The organism is Massilia sp. S19_KUP03_FR1, assembly GCF_036688685.1.
Classification (GTDB): domain Bacteria; phylum Pseudomonadota; class Gammaproteobacteria; order Burkholderiales; family Burkholderiaceae_D; genus JALYUM01.
Genome location: NZ_JAQQPS010000024.1, coordinates 57963 through 81284 on the forward strand (window position 1 = coordinate 57963; position 23322 = coordinate 81284).

Below are 23322 nucleotides of genomic sequence, written 5' to 3' on the forward strand. Positions count from 1 at the left end.
GTCTGATAAAAAGCCGCGCTCCATTGCGGGGCGCGGCTTGCATCGATACGCGAATATGGCTTAGTTCGACAGCAGGATCTGGGTGATCAGGCCGGTGGCGATGGCGGCCAGCACATAATCGTTACCGGCGCGGACCCAATGCTGCCCGCGTGGCGGCGCACTCAGGTGGCGGCCTCTCCAGTCGCTGACGACGTAGCGGCTGTCGCGGTATTCCTTGTTCAGTTTCTGGCCGCGGCGCAAATCGTGGCGCGGACCGCCGCCGCGCGAATTGTCGCGCTTGAACTTGCGGGCATCGTCGCCACGACCGCCGTTGTCGTGTTGCTGACCGCGGTCATTGCGGTCATTGCGGTCGTTATGGTCATTGCCACGCTGCGCCAGGGCGCTGCCGCTGACGGCGACAGTCATCGCGATAAGTACCGATGCGATCAATTTTGTTTTCATGATTGTTCTCCAGTGCGAAACGGTGATCCTGCTAATTAACTCATTACACTGTACTCGAGAACAATCAGATAGAACTGTTCGGTAAGCAACGTTACCAGACGTTTTTGTTTATTTCCTTATTGCAGCATCCCTTCCATCAGCACCTTGAAAAAGCGGCCCTGGTCGGAGGCCAGGCACACGGCGGCATTCGGCTGCCCGGGCGTCGCGCGGGTCATGCCGTCGTCGTTGACGGCGATGCGCAGCAGCGTGGTCGGGCACACCTGCGGATCGAGCAACCAGGCCACCGGCACCACGTCAAACAGCGACGGCATCGTGCTCGACCACGGCTGATAGGCGTCGATCCACTGGTGATACAGCAGCGTCAAGGCATCGGTCAGGGGCGAGCCGTGGCCAAACAGCGCGTTGCGTTCGACTTCGTCGAGCCGGATCTGGGTCGAATCGAGCGGCATCATGACAATCGGTACGCCGGCACCGAACAGTGCCTGCGCGCCGGCCACGTCGGACACGATGTTGTATTCCTTGTCGGCCGGGCGCTGCGGCACATACTGCGATTTGCGGTAACCGGCGCGCACCGAGCCACCCATCATGACCACCTGTTTCAGTTGGCGGAAGGTGGCGGGATCACGCGCGATGGCCGCGCCGACGTTGGTCAAGGGACCCAGTGCGAGCAGGGTGATCTGGCCGGGACGCTGCCTGATTTTCTGCAGCAGGAAGTCGACCGCCGCAGGGGCCATCGACGGCATGGCGCCGCGCTGGGCGTAGCGCGCCTGGGTGAACGGCGTCGGGTTCGCGGTGGGAATGCCCTGGGCGACCGGGATGCCGCTGTGTCCGGTTTCGCGTAACAGCCGTTCCAGCAGGCGCACGCGCAGCGCGGTGTCGCCCCAGGCGGTGGTGATGCCGACGATCTCGATCCCTGGACTGGCAAGCAGGAGGCCAAGTGCGAAGGCGTCGTCGATGTCGTCGCCGATGTCCATGTCGACGATCACCGGCAAGCGCGGCGCGGGCGCCGCCTGGGCGGACGCCAGCATCGGCAGCATCAGCGCTGCCAGCAACAGAGCGCGCGAAAGTGGGCGGGCGGCGTGTACGGAAAGAGGGTAGGTGGTCATGGCGGGTCGCTTGGCAAGGGTCGGAAATTGGGTGCCCGGCAGTGTAGCCGATCCGGCCCTGCTGGCCGCGCCGCAGCGCGGCTGCAGCCAGCGGGTCAGGCCGGCAATGCCAGCCGCTTGCCTGGTGTGGCAGGCCTGCTGCGCGCGGCCGCAACCGTTTCGGCACCGGTCTTGAATACCTTGACCACGTCGGACAGTTGCGCTGCCTGCTCCTGCATCGACTCGGCGGCAGCGGAAGCCTGCTCGACCAGCGCGGCGTTCTGCTGGGTTACCAGGTCCATGTCGGTGATGGCTTGATTGATTTGCTCGATGCCGGCGCTTTGCTCGTCGCTGGCCAGCGAGATCTCGCCCACGATGCCGGTCAGGCGCGAAATGCTGTCCACGATATTGCCCATGGTGGCGCCGGCATTGTCGACCAGACCGGTGCCCGCGTCGACCTTCTGGACCGAGTCGTCGATCAGGCCCTTGATTTCCTTGGCCGCTGCGGCGGAGCGGTGCGCCAGGTTGCGCACTTCGCTGGCGACGACGGCAAAACCGCGCCCTTGTTCGCCGGCGCGGGCGGCTTCAACCGCGGCGTTCAGCGCCAGGATATTGGTCTGGAATGCAATGCTGTCGATGACACCGATGATGTCGACGATCTTGCGTGAGGACGCATTGATTTCGCCCATGGTGCCGACCACCCGCGCGATTACCGCGCCGCCCTCGGCGGCAATGCCCGCCGCTTGCGTGGCCAGCGTGTTCGCCTGGCGTGCATTCTCGGCATTCTGGCGCACGGTCGAGGTCAATTCTTCCATCGACGAGGCGGTTTCTTCGAGCGAGCTGGCCTGCTGTTCGGTGCGGCCCGACAAGTCCAGGTTGCCGGCCGCGATTTCCGCGGATGCGGTGGCGATGGTCTGGGTGCCGGTGCGGACCTGGCTGACGATCTCGAGCAGGCTGGAGTTCATCTTTTGCAGCGCCGCCATCAACTGCCCGGTCTCGTCGCGGCTGGTGACGCTGATTGCGCTGCCCAGGTCACCCGAGGAGACCCGGTCGGCGATCGCTACCGCCTCCCGAATCGGGCCAACGATGGAGCGGGTGATGTAGAAGCCGAAGCTGATCCCGACTGCCACGGCCAGGATGCCCAGCGCGATCAGGGTGATGCGCGCACTCTCGTGGGCGGCGGTGACATTCGCGACGACGACATCGGCGCCCTGGCGCTGGATCGTGCTCAGTTTGCCGACCGAGGCAACGTAGGCCGCGGCGGCCGGGCTGAACTGGCTGTCGAAGATCGCCTGCGCGCCGTCGGCGTCGCCCGCCGCCTTGGCCGCCATCAGCGCTTTGCGCGCGGCCAGATAAGGGCCACGCGCAGTTGTCACGGCATCGAACTGGGTGATGGTCGCCGGGTTGCGCAGCCCCGCCTTGATCTCGTCCTGCAACGCTGACGAGCGTGCCGAACCGGCCGTCATGCGCGCATCGATGCCTTTCAGCGCGTCAAGGTTCGTGAGGCGGTAGGCCATTTCGGCCAGCGTGCTGTTGACTTCGATGATCCGTGCCCATTCGGTCACCGCGCGCTGGTTTTTCATGCTCGTATTGACCAGCCGGCTGGTCGCCTCGTTAATATCGTTCATGCGGCTGAGCGTCACCACGATCAGGATGATCATCAGGAGGAGTATCGAGGCGTAACTGACGGCAAGTCGGGTGCCGATTTTGAGATTTTTCATATGATTATTTCTCCATGCAGATGCTGGACGGACATAAAAGATGACCAAAGTACGCGCCGAAGGCCTGTTCGCGCTGTATAAAGTCCAGTTTTGTTACACTTTGTAAGTGTTACACAGAGTCAACACCTGTGCGATGAATACCGCGCTTGTCCGTCTTCGCGCTGTTCAGGTTGTTGTAAATAGCGCCGAAGTGCGCGCGCGAACATGGCGCGCGCATCGCGGCCGGCGGCATAGGGAAGACGGAAATGGTGCGACAATGGCAAGCATTCTCGCTAACAGATTGATGACGATGCACCCATTCGATGGAACCTGTACATGAACGAGGCTGTCCTGGCACCTTGTGATCGCGGCATCGCCGATGGCAAGGCGGGCGCAGCGGTTGCGCATCCGCGCCTGGTGCTGGCGACCACGATACTGGCGTCGAGCCTGGCGTTTGTCGACGGCTCCGTGGTCAACGTCGGCTTGCCGGCCATTGCGCGCAGCTTTCCGGCCGATGCCGGCAGCCTGTCCTGGGTGGTTGCCGCTTACCTGCTGCCCTTGAGTGCGCTGTTATTGATCGGCGGCGCGGCCGGCGACCGCTATGGCCACCGGCGCCTGCTGTTGCTCGGCATCGGCCTGTTCCTGGCGGCGTCGCTGCTGTGCGCCGCGGCGCCCGGCTTGTACTGGCTGCTGGCCGGACGCATCCTGCAAGGGGTCGGCGCGGCGATGCTGATGCCAACCAGCCTGGCCATCCTCGGCACCAGCTTCAGCGGTGCGGCGCGGGGCCGGGCCATCGGGATCTGGGCGGCAATCGGTGCGGCGGCCGGCGCCATCGGACCGCTGATCGGCGGCTGGCTCATCGACCTGGCCGGCTGGCGCGCGATATTCCTGTTGAACCTGCCGATTGGCGCGGCGGCCATGTGGCTGGGCGCACGCTACGTGACGGACCGGCCCAGCGCCAATCCGGCGCCGCTCGACTGGCCGGGTGCATGTCTGGTCACGGCCGGCCTGGCCGCGCTGACCTGGGGTCTGACGCTGGCCTCGTCGCAGCAGGGCGCGCCGGCTGCCGCGTGGAGCATCGTGGCCGTGGGCGCGGTGCTGCTGGCGCTGTTTTTGCGGTGCGAACAGCGCCGCGGCGCGCAAGCAATGATGCCACTGTCGCTGTTTTCATCGCGTGCCTTCGTGGGTTTGAATATCCTCACCTTTTTGCTGTACGGCGCCTTGGGCGGCATGCTGGTGCTGCTGCCGTACCTGCTGATCGAATTGAAAGGGTATTCGGCAACCCAGGCCGGCGCGGCGCTGTTGCCGATGCCGCTGCTCATCGCGCTGACCGCGCCGACGATGGGCAAGCTGGCCGCCAGCTTCGGCGCACGGCTGCCGCTGACGATCGGTCCGGCCGTGGTTGCCGTCGGCTTTTTGCTGGCCATGCGCATCGGCGCGGCCGACAATTACTGGACCGCGACCTTGCCGGCGATGTTGACAATCTCGCTAGGGATGGCCGGCGCGGTGGCGCCCCTGACCAGCGCCGTGCTGGGCGCGGTCGACGCGCGCCATACCGGCATGGCGTCGGGTTTTAATAGCGCAGTGGCGCGCACTGGCGGCTTGATTGCCACCGCCATGTCGAGCGCCATTCTGGTGGCGCATGCGCAGCAGTTGCAGTCATCGTTTCACGTGGCGATGGCAGTCTGTGCCGCCAGCGCTGCGGCGGCCAGCGCCTGTGCCTTCCTGTGGCTGGCGCCGAAGGACTGAACCTCAGGCGCCGAACGCGCCGTCGATGGTGTGCATCGCGCCCGTGACAAAACCGGCTTCCGGTCCGGCCAGCCAGGCCACCATGCCGGCCACTTCCGCGGCCTTGCCATGGCGCTTGATCGCCATGAAGCTGTGCATCAGGTCCTTCATCGGGCCGTCGGCGGGATTGGCTTCGGTGTCGATCGGGCCCGGTTGCACCACGTTGATGGTAATGCCGCGCGGGCCGAAATCGCGCGCCATGCCTTGCAGCGCGGATTTGCTGAGCGCATACGATGCCATGCCGGGCAGGGGCATGCGGTCGCCATTGACCGAACCGGTCACGATGATGCGTCCGCCCGGCGGCATCTGGGCGGGAACGCGCTGCAACGATCCGGAGGCGCGTGAACTTGCGCGCGGCTTCCACGTTGCTGCCCAGGCCTTCATGCGCGGCGCCATCGCGGCGCGCTATCCGCAAGAGGCCGGGCACTTGGCCGATTTCGTGTGCACCACCATGGTCGGCATGTCGGCCAGCGCGCGCCATGGCCAGAGCCTTGAACGGCTGCTGGCGACCGCGCGGTTGGCCGGTGTGGCGCTGGCGCAAGCAATTCCCGGCTGAATCGCGCAAGCGACGCGCATAATGTGCAGTCGCCAGGGCAGGGGGAGCGCGGGCTCGCCGCTACTGCGCGCAGGAGAACCAGCAAATGCAGGAAGATGTAAGCAGCGGCGCGGCGTTTGCGCATGCAGCCGGGGACAGCACGGCGCCAGCGAGCGCGATTTCGATCGAACAGGGCCTGCAGGCAGCCGGCGTCGGCAAGTTCCAGTATTGCCTGTTCCTGATTTTTGGCCTGGTGTGGATGGCGGATGCCATGCAGGTGCTGTCGATCGGCTTTTCCGCACCGTCCATCGCGCAGACGTTCGGCGTCACGCTGCCGCAGGCGCTGCAGACCGGCACGCTGTTCTTTGTCGGCATGCTGGTGGGCGCGTTTGGGTTCGGCCGGCTGGCCGACCGCATCGGGCGTCGCCCGGTGCTGATCGCTGCGGTGCTGCTCGACGCCTGCTTTGGCGTGGCGTCGGCGTTTGCGCCGGATCTCACGTGGCTGCTGGCGCTGCGTTTTTTGACCGGCATCGGCGTGGGCGGCACGCTGCCGGTCGACTACACGATGATGGCGGAATTCCTGCCCAGCGACCGGCGCGGGCGCTGGCTGGTGATGCTCGAATCGTTCTGGGCCGTCGGCACCATCCTGCTGGCGATCCTGGCGCTGGTGGCGGTGCGCTGGGGGCCGGACGCGTGGCGCGTGATCTTTTTTGTGACCGGCCTGCCGGCCCTGATCGGCATTGTCCTGCGTCTGTATGTGCCGGAGTCGCCCATGTACCTCAATCGCAGCGGCCAGCCGGACGCGGCACGGGCAGTGCTGGCGCGGGTTGCCAGGACCAATGGCCGCAGCGTCACCATCGCGCCGCTGATGCCGGACCATAGCGCGAAGCCGTCGCTGTTCGCGCTGTTCTCCAGCAAGCTGCGGCGCCGCAGCGTGGCGCTGCTGCTCGCCTGGGCGCTGGTGTCGATTGCCTACTATGGCGTGTTCGTCTACCTGCCGCTGAAGCTGGCCAGTGCCGGCTTCGGCTTCATGCGCGGCCAGGAATTCCTGATCGTGCTGGCGCTGGTCCAGTTACCCGGGTATGCGCTGGCGGCCTACGGCGTGGAGCGCTGGGGCCGCAAGCCGACGCTGGTGGGCTTCCTGCTCCTCAGCGCGCTCGGGTGCATGCTCTACAGTCTCGGCAGCGCGACGGCGCTGGTGGTGGGCTCGACCCTCTTGATGAGCTTTGCGCTGCTGGGCACCTGGGCCGCGCTGTATGCTTTCACGCCGGAGGTCTACCCGACCGGGCTGCGCGCCAGCGGCATGGGCCTGGCCGGCGCGGTTGCGCGCTTCGGTGGCCTGCTGGCGCCGACCATCGTGGCGCCGGTGATGGCGACGCATTTCACGCTGGCGCTGGCCATGCTGGCGAGTTTTCTGGCGCTTGGGGCGGTGGCGATTGTGTGTGTCGATGTGGAGTCGCGCCGGCAGGTGCTGGAATGACCACGATGTTAAACATCGGCGCGATCAGGCATGAACTTCTGCAGCTGCTGGGTGTACCGGTCGATGTGCTGAGACCAGGGGCGCTGCCAGATCGATTTCGTGCCGCAGTCCTGGCGCAAGCTGTGGCAGTATGCGCAAGGATAGCCAACGCCTCGCGAGCAACCTGGCGCACATGCTTTCACGCGCTTGACACCGGCAACGGCGTCACCGTCACCTGCACATCGAGTACCTGCGGCCCGCCCCCCAGCACGATCCCGCGCATCGGCGTCACATCGCTGAAATCGCGCCCCCAGCCCAGCGTGATGTGTTCATGCTGCACCAGGGACCGGTTGGTGGGATCGAAATCGATCCAGCCCAGCTCCGGGCAATACACCGACACCCACGCGTGCGACGCGTCGGCGCCGATCAGGCGCGGCTTGCCGGCGGCTGGGTGGGTCAGGATGTAACCGCTGATATACCGGGCAGGCAGGCCGATCGAACGCAGGCAGCCGATCATCAGCTGGGCGAAATCCTGGCACACGCCGCGCCGCCCGCGCAGCACCTGTTCCAGCGGCGTCGAAATATCCGTGGCCTTGCCGTCGAATTCAAAGTCCTCGAAGATCCGGCGCGTCAGATCCATGGCGCCGTCGAGCTGCGGCCGGCCCGGCGTGAAGCTGGCGCGCGCGTAGGCTTCCAGTTCCGGAAACCAGTTCACGTGCGGCGATGCATACAAATAGCGGCAGGCTTCCAGCGTGGCCGCGCTCTTTTCCTTGCCCATCATGTCGCGCACGCTTTCCCAGGGGAGGCTGGCGCCGATCTGCGCCAGCCTGGGGCGGGCGTGCAGGACGACCGTCGATTCGGCGTGCACCAGCAGGCGCTCGTGCGGCACCGTGAGCGCCACGTGGCGCGTGCTGTTGCCAAAATAATCGACGCCGTCGGTGCCTTCGTGGATCACCGGGTCGAGCCAGATCAGGTGCGATTCGAGCTGCTGGCATGGGAAGGCGCGCGGCGTCAGGTGCAGGTATTGCTGCGACAAGGTCACCGTGCTCTGGTATTGATAGCGCGTTTCATGCACCACGCGGTAGCGCGCGCAGATCGTCGGGACGGTCATGATGGGTGCATCCTTTGCTGACCCTTGTCGGTGTAGCTGAAAAACTGCACGCTGATCTGTTCCGACAAGGTTGCACTTGCCAGCTGGATGCGTTTCAGCAGGCCGCTCAGCGCCACGTTGCCGTAAGCGAGGTCGGGGCCGGGCGCCAGCGCGAGCAGTTCGGCGCGCAACGGGGCCAGCAAGTCTTCGCCGCAGGGCCCATGGGTGGCGGCGATCTTGCGCAGCCCGTTCAGGATGCCGTCGAGCTGGAAGAAAATCGAGCGCGGGTTGGTCTCGTCGCGCAGCAGCAAATCGAGCACCGGCAGCCACTCGGGCTGGGCGCGGTAGCGGGCGCGGTAGGTGACGATGCTGTCGGACAGCTCCAGCAGCCATTCGAGGTTGCCGTTGCCATCCATCGCCAGTGCCTTTTGCAAGGCCACGCTCTGAAATTGCAGGCGCTCCAGGCGGCGGCCGATCGACATGAAGCGCCAGCCCAGATCGCGCGTCATGCCGTCCATCGCAAAGCCGGACAACATCATCAGCGAGGCCGCGGCGTCGTCGAGGATCGTCATCGCTTCCGACTGCGACGGCCGCTCGCCTTCATGCTGCGCCGGCTGCACCATGCGGTTCAGGGCGCGCCAGTTGTCGACCGAGAAGCGTTCGTGCAGCTGGCCGGCCACCCGGTGCAATTGCTGCTGCTGGCGCGCCAGGCCAGGCACCGCCGGCGAAACCACTGCCAGCAGCAGGGCCGACTCGATCTCGGCATCGGTGATGCCGGGCACGGTGACCGATAGCCGCAGGGTTTGGCTCATCAGCTGCCCGCCCTGCGTGAGCACCGCCGGCTTTTTTTCCGCGAGCAGCTGGAAGCGGATGCACAGCGCCTTGATGGTCGGCCACTCGGCGCCGCGCTGGTCGAAGCGCACATTGAACAGGTAGTTCAGTGCGACCCGCAGCAGGCGGCCGGTATTGTCGCAGCGCTCGGCATGGCGCCCGAACCAGAGCAGGTTTTCGGCCACGCGTGACGACAGATTCGTGTCTTCGCGCACCAGGTCGGCGCTGCCGATGCTGCGCTTTTGCACCGGCTGGATGTCGACCCTGGCGCGTGCCTGCACCCAGGTGTCCTTGCTGGCGCCACCGCGTTCCATGGTCAGCACGCGCGCATCGGGCCCGGTGGCCACGCGTGTCAGACCGCCCGGCATGACGACATAGCCGTCCGGCGTGGCGCAGGCAAACACCCGCAAGCCGACCGCGCGCGCCTGCAGGCCCGGCGCAGCGCCGCGCTTCCACACCGGCGCCTGCGACAGCCGCACCACTTCCTGCGCAATGAAATTATTCGGACTGGCGCGCAGCTTCTTGATGAAGGCGGCCCGTTCTTCGCCCGCCAGGTCCTGGCCGAACACGGCTGCCGGCGGCAGCTGGGAAAAACTGGGCTTGATGACCAGCCGGTCCAGGTTCGCCACCACCGCCTCGAGTGCGGCCGGCTCGCCGCACCACCACGTGGCCACCGATGGCATCTTCAACGGTTCGCCCAGCAGGCGGCGCGACAACGCCGGCAGGAAGCCGAGCAGGGCGCCCGACTCCAGCAGGCTGGAACCGAGGCTGTTTGCGACCAGCACATTGCCGCGCCGCGCCGCCTGGGTCAGGCCGGCCACGCCCAGCATCGAGCTGTGCAGCTCGAGCGGGTCGCACGATTCGTCGTCGACCCGGCGCATGATCACGTGCACCCGGTGCAGGCCCGCCAGGGTTTTCAGATACACCACGCCATCGCGCACGGTCAGATCGGTGCCCTCGACCAGCGGCAGGCCGAGGTTACGCGCGAGATACGCCTGTTCGTAGTAACTTTCGGTGCGCGGGCCGGGGGTGAGCAGCACGATCAGTGGCGCTGCGCCATCGCGCAGTGGCGCCGGTGCGTCGCCGCTGGCCGCGCACTGGCGGCCCCAGTGCATCAGGCTCTCGTGCATGGTGCGGAAGAACGGCGAAATCGGCTGCACCTTCAGTTCGCGCAGCAGGTCGGGGAAGGTGGGCGCGATGATAGCGCGGTTTTCCAGCGCGTAGCCGGCCCCCGACGGCGCCTGGGTGCGGTCAGCCAGCACCCACCAGCTGCCGTCGGGCGCGCGCGCCAGATCGACCGCGTAAAAATGCAGCGCGATATCGTCCGGGTGGCGCAGCTGGTGACTCGGGCGCAGGAAGCCTGCGTTACCGTGAATCAGCGCCGGCGGCAGCAGGCCTTCGCGCAGCATCTCCTGCTGGCCATACACGTCGCCGAGGATCTTGTTGAGCAGGGTAGCGCGCTGCACCACCGCCTGTTCGATGCCACGCCATTCCTCGTGCGGGAGGATCAGCGGCAGCATGTTCAGGTCCCAGGGCCGTTGCCTGCCGTCGGCGTCCGCCGGAACGTTGTAGGTGACGCCATTTTCGCGTACCTGGCGCTGCACCATCTCGTAGCGCTGGCGCATCGTGTCCGGCGCTTCCTGCGCCAGGTTGGCGAGCATCGCTTGCCAGTGCGCGCGCGGCACCCGGTCCGCATCGAGCATCTCATCGAAGCTGCCCGGTGCGGCGAGGTAATGGGCAAGGAAGGGGTTCGGCATGGACGCGCAGCAACTTTACAAGTGGATCCGAACGATAGGTCAATACGGCTGCCAGCGCAAGTCCAGCGTCATCGGAAAACTCGGATTGCGCTCTTCCTTGTACACCGTCATCGGCCCTGGCGTGTGCCCGTGCGGCCAGAAACGCGCAAAACGGCGCGCCTCGGCGGCATTCGCGTTGACCGGAGAACCGGTTTCGCTACGCCCGCCCGGATGCACCACGTGGTAGGTGCAACCGCCAATCGCGCGCCCGCTCCAGGTGTCGACCAGATCGAACGTCAACGGTGCCTGCACCCGGATGCTCGGATGCAGCGCCGACCACGGGCTCCACGCGCGAAAGCGCACGCCGGCCACGTACTCGCCCGGCACGCCGGTCGGGTGCAGCGGCAGCATGCGGCCATTGCAGGCGATGACGTGGCGACCATCGGTCAGTCCGCGTACCAGCAGCTGCATGCGCTCGACCGACGAATCGACGTAGCGCGCGGTGCCGCCACCTGTGACTTCTTCGCCCAGCACATTCCACGGCTCGATGGCCTGGCGCAGTTCCATCTCCACGCCTTCGTAGACCACGGTGCCGAAGCGCGGAAACCGAAACTCGATAAACGGCTCAAACCAGCTTTCATCGAAGGCGTAGCCGGCCGCCTGCAGATCGCGCGCGACGTCGCGGATATCCTGGGCCACAAAATGCGGCAGCATCCAGCGGTCGTGCAGCGCGGTACCCCAGTGGACCAGTTTGGCCTGGTACGGCTGGCTCCAGAAGCGCGCCACCAGGGCGCGCAGCAACAGCATTTGCACCAGGCTCATGCGTTCGTGCGGGGGCATCTCGAAGGCGCGAAATTCCACCAGGCCCAGGCGCCCGGTGGGGCCGTCCGGCGAATACAGTTTGTCGATCGAGAATTCCGACCGGTGCGTATTCCCGGTCAGGTCGACCAGCATATTGCGCAGCAGGCGGTCGACCATCCACGGCTTGTCGCCCGGGTGCAGGGTCGGCAGCACCTTGTCCATTTGCTGGAAGGCGATCGCCAGTTCATATAAATTGTCGTCGCGCGCTTCGTCCACGCGCGGCGCCTGGCTGGTCGGCCCGATGAAGGTGCCCGAAAACAGGTACGAGAGGGCAGGGTGCACCTGCCAGTAGGTGATCAGGCTTTTCAGCAGATCGGGACGGCGCAGCAGCGGGCTGTCTTCGGCGGTGGCGCCGCCAAGTGTCGCGTGGTTGCCACCGCCGGTGCCGGTGTGGCGGCCATCGAGCATGAACTTCTCGGTGCCCAGGCGCGTCAGGCGCGCTTCCTGGTATAGCGTCGAAACGTTGTACACCAGCTCATTCCAGCTCGCGGCCGGATGGATGTTCACTTCGATCACGCCCGGGTCCGGGGTCACGGACAGCAGCTTGATGCGCGGGTCGCGCGGCGGCGGGTAGCCCTCAATCCACAGCTTCATTTTCAGGGCCGCCGTGGTGCGCTCCACGGCCGTCACCAGCGCCAGGTAATCCTCGATGCGTTTCAAGGGCGGCATAAAGACGTGCAGGCGGCCTTCCCGGACTTCGACACAGAGGGCGGTGTGGATCACGTCGCGCGGGGCGACGTCTTTTGGCAGGGGCGTGGCGGCGCGTGCCGACTTGCCGGCGGCAACGCCGAGCACCGGACGGCGCTCTTTTTTCTCGGCCGGCAGCGGGTCATGCGGCGCAAACGGGTCGACATCAAACTCTTCGTCGCGCTGTTCCGGCATCACCCAGGGCAGGGTGGCCAGAGGCAGGCGCAGGCCCAGCGGCGAATCGCCCTCGAGCAGGTACAGGTGTTCGCGCTTGATCGGCCACGGCGAGGTGCACCAGCTGGTGCCGAGCATGAAGGTGGGGTCGTGTTCGGCCGCTTTCAGGGGCAGCACGTAGCCGGCCACCTGGCCCAGGCCCCGTTCGAGCAGGCGCGCCAGGCGGCGCCGCTCTTCCGGCGCCTTCAGGTCGGCCGCCAGCGGGTCGAGATTGCGCGGCAGCGCCTGCTCGCGCTGGGCCTGCTGCAGCACGTCTTCGTAGGCGGCAATGGGGCTGCCGGCGGGCAGGCCGAGCGTGCGCACCAGTTCCGCGATAAAACGCTCGGCGTCTGCGCTGGTGCAGCCGTCGTCGACGTGTTCATCGGAGAACAACTCGGCATCAAGCCACATCGGCTGGCCGTCGACACGCCAGAAAATGTTCAGGGCCCAGCGCGGCAGCGGCTCGCCCGGATACCATTTGCCCTGGCCGTAATGGATCATGCCGCCCGGCGCAAAGTGGTTTTTCAGGCGGTGCATCAGCTTGCCCGCCAGTTCGCGCTTGTTGTCGCCGTGGGCGAGGGTGTTCCATTCGGCGCCGTCCATGTCGTCGATCGAGACAAAGGTCGGTTCGCCGCCCTGGGTCAGGCGCACGTCCTGGCGCTTGAGTTCAAGGTCGACCTGCTGGCCGAGTTTGTCGATGTCGCTCCACTGGCTTTCCGAATACGGTTTTGTGACGCGCGGGTCTTCATGGATGCGCGTGACCGTCATTTCGTGGACAAAGGTCACTTCGGCTTTGTCGGTGAAGCCGGAAACCGGCGCAGCCGACGACGGCATGGCCGTGCAGGCCAGCGGAATATGGCCTTCGCTGGCCAGCATGCCGGAGGTGGGGTCGAGACCGATCCAGCCGGCGCCGGGGATGTACACCTCGGTCCAGGCGTGCAAATCGGTAAAATCTTCAAGCGCGCCGCTGGGGCCATCGAGTGCTTCCTGGTCGGCCTTCAGCTGGATCAGGTAGCCGGACACGAAGCGTGCGGCCAGGCCCATCTCGCGCAGGATCTGCACCAGCAGCCAGCCGCTGTCGCGGCAGGAGCCAGAGCGGTTTGTCAGCGTTTCTTCCGGCGTCTGCACGCCCGGTTCCATCCGCAACAGGTAGGCGATATCGTCGCGCAGGCGCTGGTTGATGGCCACCAGAAAATCGTTGGTCGCCAGTGGTTTGCCGAGCAGGTCGGCGCGTGCTTTGGCGACCCATTCGGCTTGCAATGCGCCCGGCTCTTCCGTCTGCAGGTAGGCGGACAGCTCCGCCTTCAGCTGCGCCGGGTAGGCGAACGGGAAGGTCTCGGCGTACTTTTCGACGAAGAAGTCGAACGGGTTAATGACGGTCATGTCGGCGACCAGGTCGACCGTGAATTCGAGGTGGTCGGCTTTTTCCGGGAACACGAAGCGGCCGATGTAATTGCCATACGGATCTTGCTGCCAGTTGATGAAATGCTGTTCTGGCTGCACGCTCAGCGAATACGACAAAATCGGGGTCCGCGCATGCGGCGCCGGGCGCAGGCGCACCTCGTGCGGCGACAGGGCGACCAGGCGGTCATAACGGTAACTGGTCTTGTGGTGCAGCGCGATGCGGATGGCCATGCGGAAAAACCTTTCGATGTGGGCGCGATCAATGGAAATACGATGCTGGTGGGCGCTCTACATTGCAAGGTAAGCATGATTCGTACCTGCAACACTATCGCGCGCAGCTTGATACAATGCTCATGAGAATCGTTGCTTGAGTAGCTAGACCGCGTGTCTTCCATTAAAGCAATCGTGACAACACATTACCACGGGCATGCCGTTTGGTTGGTCGCGGTGCGTGGCGCGGCGTGCGCCGTGCACCAGCGTGGTGCGCGCAACCCTGAATCCGAAAGCGAGCGCCCATGTGGCTGCGTACTGGCTGCACCCTGAGCTTTACCGTCCCCGGCCCCACGCCCTTCATTATGATGCTGCGTGCGCGCAGCGGCGCCCAGCAATGGGTGGCGCGCGACACCTACACGATGACGCCGAGCGTGCCGGTGCTGGAGTTCACCGATGCGTACGGCAATTTGTGCCAGCGCCTGGTGGTACCGACCGGCGAGTTTTCCATCCACACCTCGGCCGATGTGCTGACGGCTGACATGATCGACGTCGCGCCGGGCGCGCCGTTCGATGACGTGCAGACCCTGCCCGATGCCGTGTTGACGTATCTGCTGCCGAGCCGGTATTGCGAATCCGAACAGTTCAACGAGATGTCGGCGGAGATTGTCGCTGATGCGGCGCCGGGGTATGACCAGGTAGTGGCGATCTGCGACTGGATCCGGCGCGAGGTGGCATTCAATCCGGCCTCGATACACGACCACATGACGGCTGCCGACGTCAACCGCCGCCGCGAAGGGGTGTGCCGCGACCTTGCCCACCTGGGCATCGCGATGTGCCGCAGCCTGTCGATTCCGGCGCGCATCGTGGTGGGCTATCTGCACGACCTGTCGCCGATGGACCTGCATGCCTGGTTCGAGGCGTGGGTGGGTGGACGCTGGTATACTTTCGACGCGACGCAGGACGCGCCGCGCGGCGGGCGCGTGGCGCTGGGATATGGGCACGACGCGGCACAAGTGGCGATATTCAACCAGTTCGGACCGGCCCTGGCCGCGCATCAAATGGTGGTGAGCGTGGCGCTGCTGGAGGCGGCGCCTTAGTATTCTGGTGCCGTACTGCCGAAGAAGCATGGGTCCCGGCTTTCGCCGGTAAGACGTAATGAAGGCAACCATACTGGCAACCGTCGGCTTAAAAACCGTCGTCCCGGTGCAGGCCGGGACCCATCACAATCATGCAGCATGGTCAAGCGTATTCGCGCCGCGATCAGGATGCCACCTTCGCTTTCTCCTTCACCACCTGGTGCACGAACGCCAGCTTCTCGAGCACCGGCGTACTCAGTTTGAACGGATACGAATCCGGCATCCCGATACTGCGATTGAGGCTGTTGAGCACATACGTCAGCGCGAACCAGTCGTGCAAGGTCTCATCGAACGCCCCGGTTTTCATTGGCAATGCGACCGCTTCGAGCGACGGTTCGCCCGCCTTGACCGGATGCAGTGACAAGCCGCAGGCGTGCGCCGTTTCCAGCGTGTCGAGCATGTGCAGGTAGTGCGCCCACGTTTCGGCCCAGTCTTCCCACGGGTGCGAACTGGCGTAGCTGCTGACGAACTGTTCTTCCCAGTCCGCCACCGGGCCGTTCTGGTAATGGCGCTGCAGCGCGACGCCGTAATCTTCGCGTTCGTCGCCGAACAGCGCGCGGAATGGTTCGATCCATGCGGTATCGGCCACCAGCCGATCAAAATAATAGTGCCCGCTCTCATGGCGGAAGTGCCCCAGCAGCGTGCGGTAGCGTTCGTGCATTTGCTCGCGCGTGCGCTCGCGCTCGGCCGGGTCGGCTTCGGCGATGTTCAGTGTAATCAGGCCGTCGTCGTGGCCGGTCATCACGCACTGGTCGGAAATCGCATCGTCGAGGAACTGGAAGGCCAGCCCGGTCTGGGGCTCGCTCTCTTTCGATGCGGGGGTCAGGTTCAGCGCCGCCAGTGAAAACAGCAAACGGCGCTTGGCCGCCTCCAGGCGGGCCCACAGCGTGTGGTTTTTTTCCGACGTCAGGGCTGGGATGACGACCGTCAGCTGGCACGACTCGCACAGCGCATGCGGGTCGTCCGCGGGTAGCATCCAGTTGCAGACGTTGTATTGCACGTAATTGCTGCACTGCTTATACAGCGTGCCTTCGTCCTTGCGGTTCAGGCTGCGCCACAGGCCATCGTCGGCCGGCTCGAAGCTGTTGATGGTGCGCGTGACCGGCTGGTAGCCGAGCATGCTTTCGCAGTGGAAGCAGTGGGTGTTTTCAAAAAAGACTTGGTGCGAGCATTTGTCGCAGTGAAACGTTTTCATGATTGGACCGGCGTCGGTTGGATTGTCAGTGTTGGCAATCTAACAGCTAACGGTTGTCTCGCAGGCTGGTGTAGGACAACGCCGCGCAATCGTGCGCGCGGGCAGGAGCGCGACTTCGGAAGTTGTCCGATGAGGAGCGGCGCGAGCTCGGTGCGCTGGCTCGCGATGCCGGTGGTACGGCCGGTTCCATTGAGCGAGGGTGGAAACGCGCCGCAGATACGCCGCTTAGTCTGAACCGCATCAAAGCGTATCTGACGGACATGGCATTTCGGTACAAACGATATCGTCTCAGCTTGAAGGACAAACGCAACGCAGATGCTTTTGACCGTGCAAAGGGCATCGTGGCGTCGTTGCAGGGCATGGCGCAAACGGGACAAGACAACCTTCTGTATTTCGACGAATCGCACTTCAGTCCCAATCCGTCAGTGCAATATGGATGGTCACCGATTGGCCAGACGCGCTGTGATGAAGCAGGCGTGCACCGGCAGCGTGTCAATGTTCTCGGGGCACTCGTCCATGATCGCAAATTGGTATCTCTGCTATCTACCACCGTATAGCCCAGAATGAACCGAAGCGAAATGCTGAGGAAACACGTCAACGATTTCGGGCGAAAATTCACCCGTCTGACCGCTCGTGCCCTGTTCGATGAGGTTACCTCTCTGATGACGAATGACGGCACGGAATTACAATAAATTTTCGGTGATTACTTAGCTGCACGCTATGCTGCTGCATACGGCGTCCTGGTGAAACGGTAGAGACGATGGCTTATTGAAGTGCTGACATACGCTGCGCGGATCCGGAAAAGTGGCGCTGTTCGGCCCAGCGCACATCGACCAGCAACACGCCGGCACGTGCAACGAGGCGCCAGGCAATGACCGGTGGGATGCTGCCGGCGAACGTCGACGCGGCGGCGGCATCGATTTGGATTGCCGCCAGTTCGCGTTGGAGGGTCGCAAGGGGCATGGTGACACGCCGTTTTCCGTTGATGGCGATCGCCACCAATGGGTCAATATACGGCGCGTCGAAGCGAAACGGAACGAATAAAAATGCGCGCACAAATACAATGCGCGCATAAACGGGTGGCAGGCGGGTGCGATGGGGGGCGCGTGGCGCTCAAGGGGCAGGTGCCGCGGCGGCGCCGCGATCGAGGCGCGCCAGCACGGCGGCCATCATGTTGGCGATATCCTTGCGCACGATGCTCGTGCCCACCAGACCCGGTACATAAAACTTCGGCGCGATGGTGGCGCTGTAGTCCACCCTGGTGCCGCCGGCGCCCGCCGGTCGCAGCGCCCAGCTGGCACGGTAAACCTTCATGTCGCCGTCCACCAGGCTGACGTCGATCTGATCGGGCGCCCGTTCCTGCACCTGCACGACCAGGTGAATGGCGCGGCTGAAAACAAGAAACTGGACGCCACCCTGCTGCTCGATGATGACTTTGGCGCCATCGCGCGACAGCACCCGCGCGCTGCGCAGGTCTGGCACGTACTCGGGCATGCGCTCGTAGTCGGTGAGGATGCGCCAGACGGTGGCGGGTGACGCGGCCACGGTGCCGCTTGATGTAATCCGGTAAACCTTGCCGCCGTCCGTGTCGTCGGCCCGCTCCACGCTGACCGCGAGCGCCGCCGCGGCGCCCCAGGCCGGCAGGGCGAGCGCGAGGAGAAGGAAGGGAGCGAGGCGGGTCAACATGCACCCAGCCTAGCATGTACAGCGACTAATAGATTTCCGGGACGATAATTTCTGCCGGCACTTCCTTGCGCACATAATCGTCGCGGTACACGCGGTCGGGCAGGTCGATCGGCGGATGCGCCACCTCAACGTAGGGCATTTGCCCAAGCAAGTGATGGATGCAATTGAGGCGCGCCTTTTTTTTGTTCACGCCTTCCACGACCCACCATTTCGCTTCGGGAATATGCGTGCGCTCCAGCATGATTTCCTTGGTCTTGGTGTAATCCTCCCAGCGCCGGCGCGATTCGAGGTCCATCGGGCTGAGCTTCCATTGTTTCAGCGGATCGTGAATGCGGCTCAGAAAGCGCGCGTTCTGTTCTTCGTCCGAGATCGAGAACCAGTATTTGATGAGCTGGATGCCGGACCGGGCCAGCATGCGTTCGAACTCGGGCACGGTCTGGAAGAATTCCTCGTACTGGTCGTCGGTACAAAAGCCCATCACGCGCTCGACGCCGGCCCGGTTGTACCAGCTGCGGTCGAACAGCACGATTTCCCCGGCAGCCGGCAGGTGCGGCACGTAGCGCTGGAAATACCATTGGGTGCGCTCGCGGTCGTTCGGCGCGGGCAGGGCGACGACGCGGCAGACCCGCGGATTGAGACGCTGCACGATCCGTTTGATGGCGCCGCCCTTGCCGGCCGCGTCGCGACCCTCGAACACGATGACCACTTTGTGCCCGGTCTGCACCACCCAGTCCTGCAACTTGACCAGTTCGGCCTGCAGGCGGAACAGCTCGCGGAAATACAGGCGCCGTTCTTCCTTGTCCGCTTCGCTGCGCGCGCTCGGCAGCAGGGTATCCGGGTCGAGGTCGCGGTCATCGAGCTCGAGCTCGAGTTCCTCGTCGTAATTGTCCATAATGTCGCGGTGGATGCGCAGCATGGCGCTGCGCTGCAGGTCCAGCTGATCGTACTCTTGCATGGCGAATCCTTCGGTGAAAACCGTGGTGGTGGTCGACCGACTATAAAACGCCCTTGTGACAGGACCATGACGGGCGTCGACCTTACAGCTGGAACCCGACCACCCGCACCAGACCCTCGGCCAGGTCAACCGGCAGCGACGGTTCGCGCGCGACGAAGGGCGTGCCTTGCGCCGCGCGCTGTTCGATCCAGCGGGTCAGCCAGGCAATTTCCTCGGCACCATAAAATGCCACCATCAACTCGAAATTGAGGAACAGGCTGCGACTGTCCAGGTTGGCGGAGCCGCACAGCGCGATGGCGTCGTCGATCAGCACTGCCTTGGCGTGTAGCATGCGCGGAAACAGGATGATCTCGGCGCCGGCGGCGGCCAGGTCGCGCAGGGCGCGGCCGCGCGCCAGGTCGGCCAGGCGGTGGTTCGAGCGCGCCGGCACCAGCAGCGTCACGCGCACCCCGCGCCGGCAAGCCATGCGCCAGGCCACCAGCAGCGCATCGTCGGGGACAAAATAAGGCGTCACGGCGAGGATGCGCGCGCGCGCCTGGAATGCGCCGGCCAGCAGCACTGCATAATAATTTTCTTCGGCGTAATCGGGCCCGCTGGCGACCAATTGGGCCGGGATGTTGCCGGCCGGCGCCGGAGGCGGGGCCGGGCCGGCACGGTGGTGCAGGGCCGCACCGCCCGACTGGCGCCAGTCGCGCTCGAACAGCGCACCCAGCTGCCCGGCCAGGGGACCGCGCACGTCAAAGCTGAGGTCTTCCCACGGCGGGCCGGCGCTGTCGTGGGTGAAGTATTCGTCGGCGATATTGCGCCCGCCACACCACGCGAGCGCATCGTCGCACACCACCAGCTTGCGGTGGTAGCGCAGGTTCAGGCGCGTCTCGAGCCGGTGCCGGCGCCGGGCATGGGCCCAGCGCAAGCAAATGCCGGCGTCCTGCAAGCGTGCCAGCAAGGCCGGGCCGCAGCGCAGCCGGAACAGCGGCTCGACCAGGATGCAGACGCTGACCCCGGCCGCGGTGCGCCGCACCAGCGCGTCGACCACGTCAGCGCCAACGCGGTCGTCCGCCAGGATGAAGGTGGCCAGCACGATGCGCTGCTGCGCGCCGTCCAGCATGGCAAGCAGCGCCGCGTGTGCCGCCGGGCCGTCGGCGTGGAAGTGTACGGTCGCGTTATTCTGCGCCGGCGCCAGGCCGAGTCCCGCCAGCAAGGCGCCGGCCCAGTGCGGCGCCGCAGCGCCGGCGGCCGGCAGCGGCAGCGCGTGCGCCGCTGCCGGTTTCATGATTTTGCGCGCGCCGAACAGCAGAAACAGCGGCACCGCCAGGTACGGCAGCAGTGCGATGGTCACGACCCAGGACAGGGCGGCGGACGGATGGCGCCGCTGTTTGCCGGCGCGGGTGCTCACGACATACAGCAGCAAGCCGCCCAGCACGAACACGCCGTGCGAGACGGCGGCGAGCGCCGCGCCGTATTCGGCTTCCAGGACGTGAGCGTTCAAATGGCGACTCCGGCAGATCAGGGTGAGCGCGCCGGCATGGCCGCGTCACCGATGGCACCAGTGTAACCAGAAATGTGTTGACTGGCCCGGGCGCAGCAAGGCGGGCTCATGCAAATCGCATAGTCCGTGCTACAGTGCAGCGCGACGTGTTTACATATTGCAATAGTGCGCTGTGACCGACGCCGTCATTTCCCCAAGGACTAGCTTGCCCAATCGTTTCATCAAGACCCGCAGCACGGACGCGGCAGCGGCCCTGCGTCAGGGGGTCGTGCGCGCCACGCTCACCATCTGCGCACTGGCGCTGTACTGGCAGCTCGGCATGCAGGATTCGCACAGCCTGACCAAAGCCGCCGCCTTCACACTCATTGCCAACGCCGGGCTGGCCGGGCTGCAGATGCTGGCAGGCCGGCGCAGGCTGGTGGCGCAGGGGGCGCTGCTGCTCAACAGCCTGGTCCTGCTGAATGCAGCGGTCGAAGGCTTCCTGTTCTGGCTGTATGGCCTGGCGCCAAAGAATATCGTGGTTGCCGATGCCATCCTGGGCAGCAACGCCAACGAAGTGCGGGAATTCATCGAGACCTATTGGCCGCACCTCGCTCTGGTGGCGCTGCTGGCGGTGGGAATGGTGGCGCTGCTGTATTGGGCCGAACGCCGCTTCAACACCGTGGCAGGCGCCGCGCCACCAGTCAGGCGGCGTGACCGCATGATCGGCACGGCCTTGCTGGCGCTGTTTATCGCCCTGCATTTCAACGACACCATGGCCGAGGAAAACCCCTTCGTCTATTGGCCGGGCTACTTCACCGATTACCGGACGCAGCGCGATTTCCTGGTCGATGTCCGGCAACAGGTCGCCAGCGCGCTGGTCGAGGCGCAAGCTTACGACACGGCTTATACGGGACCGGCGCAGCAAACCCTGATTTTGGTGCTGGGAGAAAGCGTGAACCGCAGCAATTGGTCGCTGTATGGGTATCCCAGGAACACGACGCCCTTGCTGGACGCGCGGCGCGACCAGATGCTGGTATTTCGCAACGTGCTCTCGTCCGATGCCGCGACGGCCGCGTCCCTGCTGAAAATGCTGACCCCGGCCACGCGCGAACGGCCCGACGCCTGGCTGACCGAACCGAACGTGCTGTCGCTGGCGCGCAATGCCGGCTACCACGTGACGTGGCTGTCCAACCAGGAACAGGGCGACGGGCCGATCCAGATTCTCGCCGAGCATGCGCACGAACAGATCTTTGTGAACAATGGTCATGGGCGCGCTGCCCGCAGCCTGGACGAGCGCGTGCTGCCGCACCTGGAGCGGGTGCTGGCCGGGCCGGCGCCGCGCAAGCTGATCGTGGTCCACATGCAAGGCGCGCACCTGCGCTACGAACTGCGCTATCCGGCGGCTTTCGATGTCTTTTCCGGTGCCGAGGACGCCGTCACCGCGGGCCTCGAATCGGCCGGCCGGCCATTCTGGATCCGTACCGCGCGCAACCAGTACGACAATGCGATGCGCTACACCGACCATGTCCTCGATGCGATCATTCGCCAGGCCGGCGCATCCACGTCGAGCGGCGCCATGTCGGTTTTGTACGTGTCCGATCACGGACAGGAAGTGGGGCATCACAGCAATTTTTCGGGGCACTCCGCAACCCATCCGAGCGGCTACCAGGTGCCGCTGTTGTTGTGGTCGAAAAATGCGCCGCAGCCACCGGCAGCGGCGCGGGCGGTGTTGCAGGGCCACCCCTACCGGACCGACTACATGGACCATACGGTGCTGGGCTTGCTGCACATTCAAAGCTGTTTTTACCAGCCTGAAAACGATGTGTTGAGCAGCCAGTTTATTCTGCCCGGAACGGCGCCGGACGCGCGCCCGGCGCGCCCCGCGCCGCCGTGCAAACTGGCTGGTGCCTAGGCAGGTACTTTCCCTGTCAGCGCCTCACGCTTTGCTGTGCGCGAAATAGTCGCAGATGAAATTGACGAAGGCGCTCACTTTGGTATTGACCAGCCGACGCGAGGCATGCAGCACCCACACTTCGACCGGCGGCTGGCTCGACGCTCCCCATTCGACCAGCCGGCCGGCCAGCAGGTCTTCGGCGACAATGGCGAGCGGCACCATCGCCGCGCCGGCGCCGGCCAACACGGCGTCGCGTATCGACAGCGGCGAGGACAAGCGCATCACCGCGCGCGGATGATACTGGCGGGCGACGCCGTCGCGTGCATCGACGATGGTCCAGCTTGCGCTGTCGACCATTCCGGAGCGCATGACCGCCGGGAATGGCTGGCTATCATCGTGTGGCCGCTGCACACACGGCGCCGCCACCAGCACCAGCGCATTGCGCAGGAAACAGCGGCCGACCAGGTCGTCGTCGGGGCGCGGATTGGCGCGAATGACGATGTCGATCTCGCCATCGCGCAGGTCGACAAAGCCGTCATCGGTGGTCACGTCGAGCAGCACGCCTGGAAAGGCCGCCAGAAACGCCGCCGCCAGCGGGCCCAGCGATACGCTGGCAAATAGTAGCGGCGCACTGATGCGCAGGCGGCCGGTGGGGTGCTGCAGTCCGGCCTGGATGTCCTGCAGGGCATCGCTGATGGCGCCGAGCGGTGCTTCGGTGCGCGCATGCAGTGCGCGTCCTTCTTCGGTGAGCCGCAATGGCCGCGTGCCGCGCTCGATCAGGCGCACGCCCAGACTGTCTTCCAGTTCTCGCACGCGGCGCGACAAGGTCGCTTTGGCGATGGTCGTCGCGCGGCTGGCAGCGCCGAAGCCGCCGTGCCTGGCCACCAGGTTAAAATCCGTGACAGCGGTGAGGTCCATCGTCGTTCCATTTTTGAGACAGGG

19 protein-coding genes are annotated in these 23322 nt (G+C 65.2%); 6 read left to right on the top strand and 13 right to left on the bottom strand.

Annotated features, from left to right (window positions below; translation table 11 throughout):
- Positions 1 to 60: 60 nt before the first annotated feature.
- The 3 genes from V6M87_RS22680 to V6M87_RS22690 form a co-directional block, all read right to left on the bottom strand.
- Positions 61 to 441, bottom strand: a complete 381-nt coding sequence (locus V6M87_RS22680) for an RcnB family protein (RefSeq protein WP_332878941.1) — start codon at positions 439 to 441, stop codon at positions 61 to 63.
- Between the two features lie 116 nt (positions 442 to 557).
- Positions 558 to 1547, bottom strand: a complete 990-nt coding sequence (locus V6M87_RS22685) for a nucleoside hydrolase (protein WP_332878942.1) — start codon at positions 1545 to 1547, stop codon at positions 558 to 560.
- Positions 1548 to 1642: 95 nt separating this feature from the next.
- On the bottom strand, positions 1643 to 3247 hold the full coding sequence (locus V6M87_RS22690; protein ID WP_332878943.1) for a methyl-accepting chemotaxis protein: 1605 nt from the start codon (positions 3245 to 3247) through the stop codon (positions 1643 to 1645).
- Between the two features lie 315 nt (positions 3248 to 3562).
- Between V6M87_RS22690 and V6M87_RS22695 the strand changes: the two genes are divergently transcribed.
- A complete protein-coding gene (locus V6M87_RS22695) occupies positions 3563 to 4975 on the top strand; it encodes an MFS transporter (protein ID WP_332878944.1) in 1413 nt (470 codons plus the stop codon).
- Positions 4976 to 4978: 3 nt separating this feature from the next.
- On the opposite strand, the gene V6M87_RS22700 is transcribed toward V6M87_RS22695, so the two are convergent.
- On the bottom strand, positions 4979 to 5341 hold the full coding sequence (locus tag V6M87_RS22700; protein ID WP_332878964.1) for an SDR family oxidoreductase: 363 nt from the start codon (positions 5339 to 5341) through the stop codon (positions 4979 to 4981).
- On the opposite strand from V6M87_RS22700, the gene V6M87_RS22705 reads away from it, so the two are divergent.
- Positions 5268 to 5570 (top strand): hypothetical protein, encoded by a 303-nt coding sequence (locus V6M87_RS22705; protein WP_332878965.1) that lies wholly within the window; start codon positions 5268 to 5270, stop codon positions 5568 to 5570. The two genes, V6M87_RS22700 and V6M87_RS22705, sit on opposite strands and share 74 nt — an antisense overlap.
- Before the next feature lie 85 nt (positions 5571 to 5655).
- A complete protein-coding gene (locus V6M87_RS22710) occupies positions 5656 to 7029 on the top strand; it encodes an MFS transporter (protein ID WP_332878945.1) in 1374 nt (457 codons plus the stop codon).
- Positions 7030 to 7207: 178 nt separating this feature from the next.
- On the opposite strand, the gene V6M87_RS22715 is transcribed toward V6M87_RS22710, so the two are convergent.
- From V6M87_RS22715 to V6M87_RS22725, 3 genes are read right to left on the bottom strand one after another with little or no spacing between them, the layout of a single operon-like run.
- Positions 7208 to 8119, bottom strand: a complete 912-nt coding sequence (locus V6M87_RS22715) for a transglutaminase family protein (protein WP_332878946.1) — start codon at positions 8117 to 8119, stop codon at positions 7208 to 7210.
- Complete coding sequence (locus tag V6M87_RS22720) at positions 8116 to 10686, bottom strand: circularly permuted type 2 ATP-grasp protein (protein WP_332878947.1); 2571 nt, start codon at positions 10684 to 10686, stop codon at positions 8116 to 8118. The genes V6M87_RS22715 and V6M87_RS22720 overlap by 4 nt, the downstream gene beginning before the upstream one ends.
- 39 nt (positions 10687 to 10725) lie before the next feature.
- Complete coding sequence (locus V6M87_RS22725; protein WP_332878948.1) at positions 10726 to 14061, bottom strand: transglutaminase family protein; 3336 nt, start codon at positions 14059 to 14061, stop codon at positions 10726 to 10728.
- A 284-nt stretch (positions 14062 to 14345) separates the two neighbouring features.
- Here V6M87_RS22725 and V6M87_RS22730 point away from each other — a divergent pair, with 284 nt between their 5' ends.
- Positions 14346 to 15140, top strand: a complete 795-nt coding sequence (locus tag V6M87_RS22730; protein ID WP_332878949.1) for a transglutaminase family protein — start codon at positions 14346 to 14348, stop codon at positions 15138 to 15140.
- A 163-nt stretch (positions 15141 to 15303) separates the two neighbouring features.
- On the opposite strand, the gene V6M87_RS22735 is transcribed toward V6M87_RS22730, so the two are convergent.
- Positions 15304 to 16374 carry a zinc-binding metallopeptidase family protein gene (locus V6M87_RS22735; RefSeq protein ID WP_332878950.1) on the bottom strand — a complete coding sequence of 357 codons (1071 nt, stop codon included), beginning with the start codon at positions 16372 to 16374 and terminating at the stop codon, positions 15304 to 15306.
- 122 nt (positions 16375 to 16496) lie between these two features.
- Between V6M87_RS22735 and V6M87_RS22740 the strand changes: the two genes are divergently transcribed.
- Positions 16497 to 16931, top strand: a complete 435-nt coding sequence (locus tag V6M87_RS22740) for a transposase (RefSeq protein WP_332878951.1) — start codon at positions 16497 to 16499, stop codon at positions 16929 to 16931.
- Positions 16932 to 17139: 208 nt separating this feature from the next.
- Here the strand turns inward: V6M87_RS22740 and V6M87_RS22745 are convergent, their stop codons facing one another.
- From V6M87_RS22745 to V6M87_RS22760, 4 genes are all read right to left on the bottom strand, one after another.
- A complete protein-coding gene (locus V6M87_RS22745) occupies positions 17140 to 17373 on the bottom strand; it encodes a hypothetical protein (protein WP_332878952.1) in 234 nt (77 codons plus the stop codon).
- Positions 17374 to 17487: 114 nt separating this feature from the next.
- Positions 17488 to 18060 (bottom strand): SRPBCC family protein, encoded by a 573-nt coding sequence (locus tag V6M87_RS22750; RefSeq protein ID WP_332878953.1) that lies wholly within the window; start codon positions 18058 to 18060, stop codon positions 17488 to 17490.
- A 25-nt stretch (positions 18061 to 18085) separates the two neighbouring features.
- Entirely contained in the window at positions 18086 to 18976 is an 891-nt protein-coding gene (gene ppk2 / locus V6M87_RS22755) for a polyphosphate kinase 2 (RefSeq protein WP_442920630.1), read from the bottom strand.
- A 121-nt stretch (positions 18977 to 19097) separates the two neighbouring features.
- Entirely contained in the window at positions 19098 to 20504 is a 1407-nt protein-coding gene (locus V6M87_RS22760; RefSeq protein ID WP_332878955.1) for a phospholipase D-like domain-containing protein, read from the bottom strand.
- A gap of 205 nt (positions 20505 to 20709) precedes the next feature.
- On the opposite strand from V6M87_RS22760, the gene V6M87_RS22765 reads away from it, so the two are divergent.
- Positions 20710 to 22398: a phosphoethanolamine transferase gene (locus V6M87_RS22765; RefSeq protein WP_332878956.1), complete on the top strand. Its 1689-nt coding sequence runs from the start codon at positions 20710 to 20712 to the stop codon at positions 22396 to 22398.
- Between the two features lie 24 nt (positions 22399 to 22422).
- Here the strand turns inward: V6M87_RS22765 and V6M87_RS22770 are convergent, their stop codons facing one another.
- Positions 22423 to 23298: a LysR family transcriptional regulator gene (locus V6M87_RS22770; RefSeq protein WP_332878957.1), complete on the bottom strand. Its 876-nt coding sequence runs from the start codon at positions 23296 to 23298 to the stop codon at positions 22423 to 22425.
- Positions 23299 to 23322 lie beyond the last annotated feature (24 nt).

Bases quoted from the DNA above. Each gene is read 5' to 3' on its own strand.
- V6M87_RS22690 (WP_332878943.1), bottom strand. From the start codon at position 3,247: ATGAAAAATCTCAAAATCGGCACCCGACTTGCCGTCAGTTACGCCTCG.
- V6M87_RS22710 (WP_332878945.1), top strand. From the start codon at position 5,656: ATGCAGGAAGATGTAAGCAGCGGCGCGGCGTTTGCGCATGCAGCCGGG.
- V6M87_RS22705 (WP_332878965.1), top strand. From the start codon at position 5,268: ATGCGGTCGCCATTGACCGAACCGGTCACGATGATGCGTCCGCCCGGC.
- V6M87_RS22685 (WP_332878942.1), bottom strand. From the start codon at position 1,547: ATGACCACCTACCCTCTTTCCGTACACGCCGCCCGCCCACTTTCGCGC.
- ppk2 (WP_442920630.1), bottom strand. From the start codon at position 18,976: ATGCTGCGCATCCACCGCGACATTATGGACAATTACGACGAGGAACTC.
- V6M87_RS22730 (WP_332878949.1), top strand. From the start codon at position 14,346: ATGTGGCTGCGTACTGGCTGCACCCTGAGCTTTACCGTCCCCGGCCCC.
- V6M87_RS22720 (WP_332878947.1), bottom strand. From the start codon at position 10,686: ATGCCGAACCCCTTCCTTGCCCATTACCTCGCCGCACCGGGCAGCTTC.
- V6M87_RS22770 (WP_332878957.1), bottom strand. From the start codon at position 23,298: ATGGACCTCACCGCTGTCACGGATTTTAACCTGGTGGCCAGGCACGGC.
- V6M87_RS22680 (WP_332878941.1), bottom strand. From the start codon at position 441: ATGAAAACAAAATTGATCGCATCGGTACTTATCGCGATGACTGTCGCC.
- V6M87_RS22725 (WP_332878948.1), bottom strand. From the start codon at position 14,061: ATGGCCATCCGCATCGCGCTGCACCACAAGACCAGTTACCGTTATGAC.
- V6M87_RS22750 (WP_332878953.1), bottom strand. From the start codon at position 18,060: ATGTTGACCCGCCTCGCTCCCTTCCTTCTCCTCGCGCTCGCCCTGCCG.
- V6M87_RS22715 (WP_332878946.1), bottom strand. From the start codon at position 8,119: ATGACCGTCCCGACGATCTGCGCGCGCTACCGCGTGGTGCATGAAACG.
- V6M87_RS22695 (WP_332878944.1), top strand. From the start codon at position 3,563: ATGAACGAGGCTGTCCTGGCACCTTGTGATCGCGGCATCGCCGATGGC.
- V6M87_RS22735 (WP_332878950.1), bottom strand. From the start codon at position 16,374: ATGAAAACGTTTCACTGCGACAAATGCTCGCACCAAGTCTTTTTTGAA.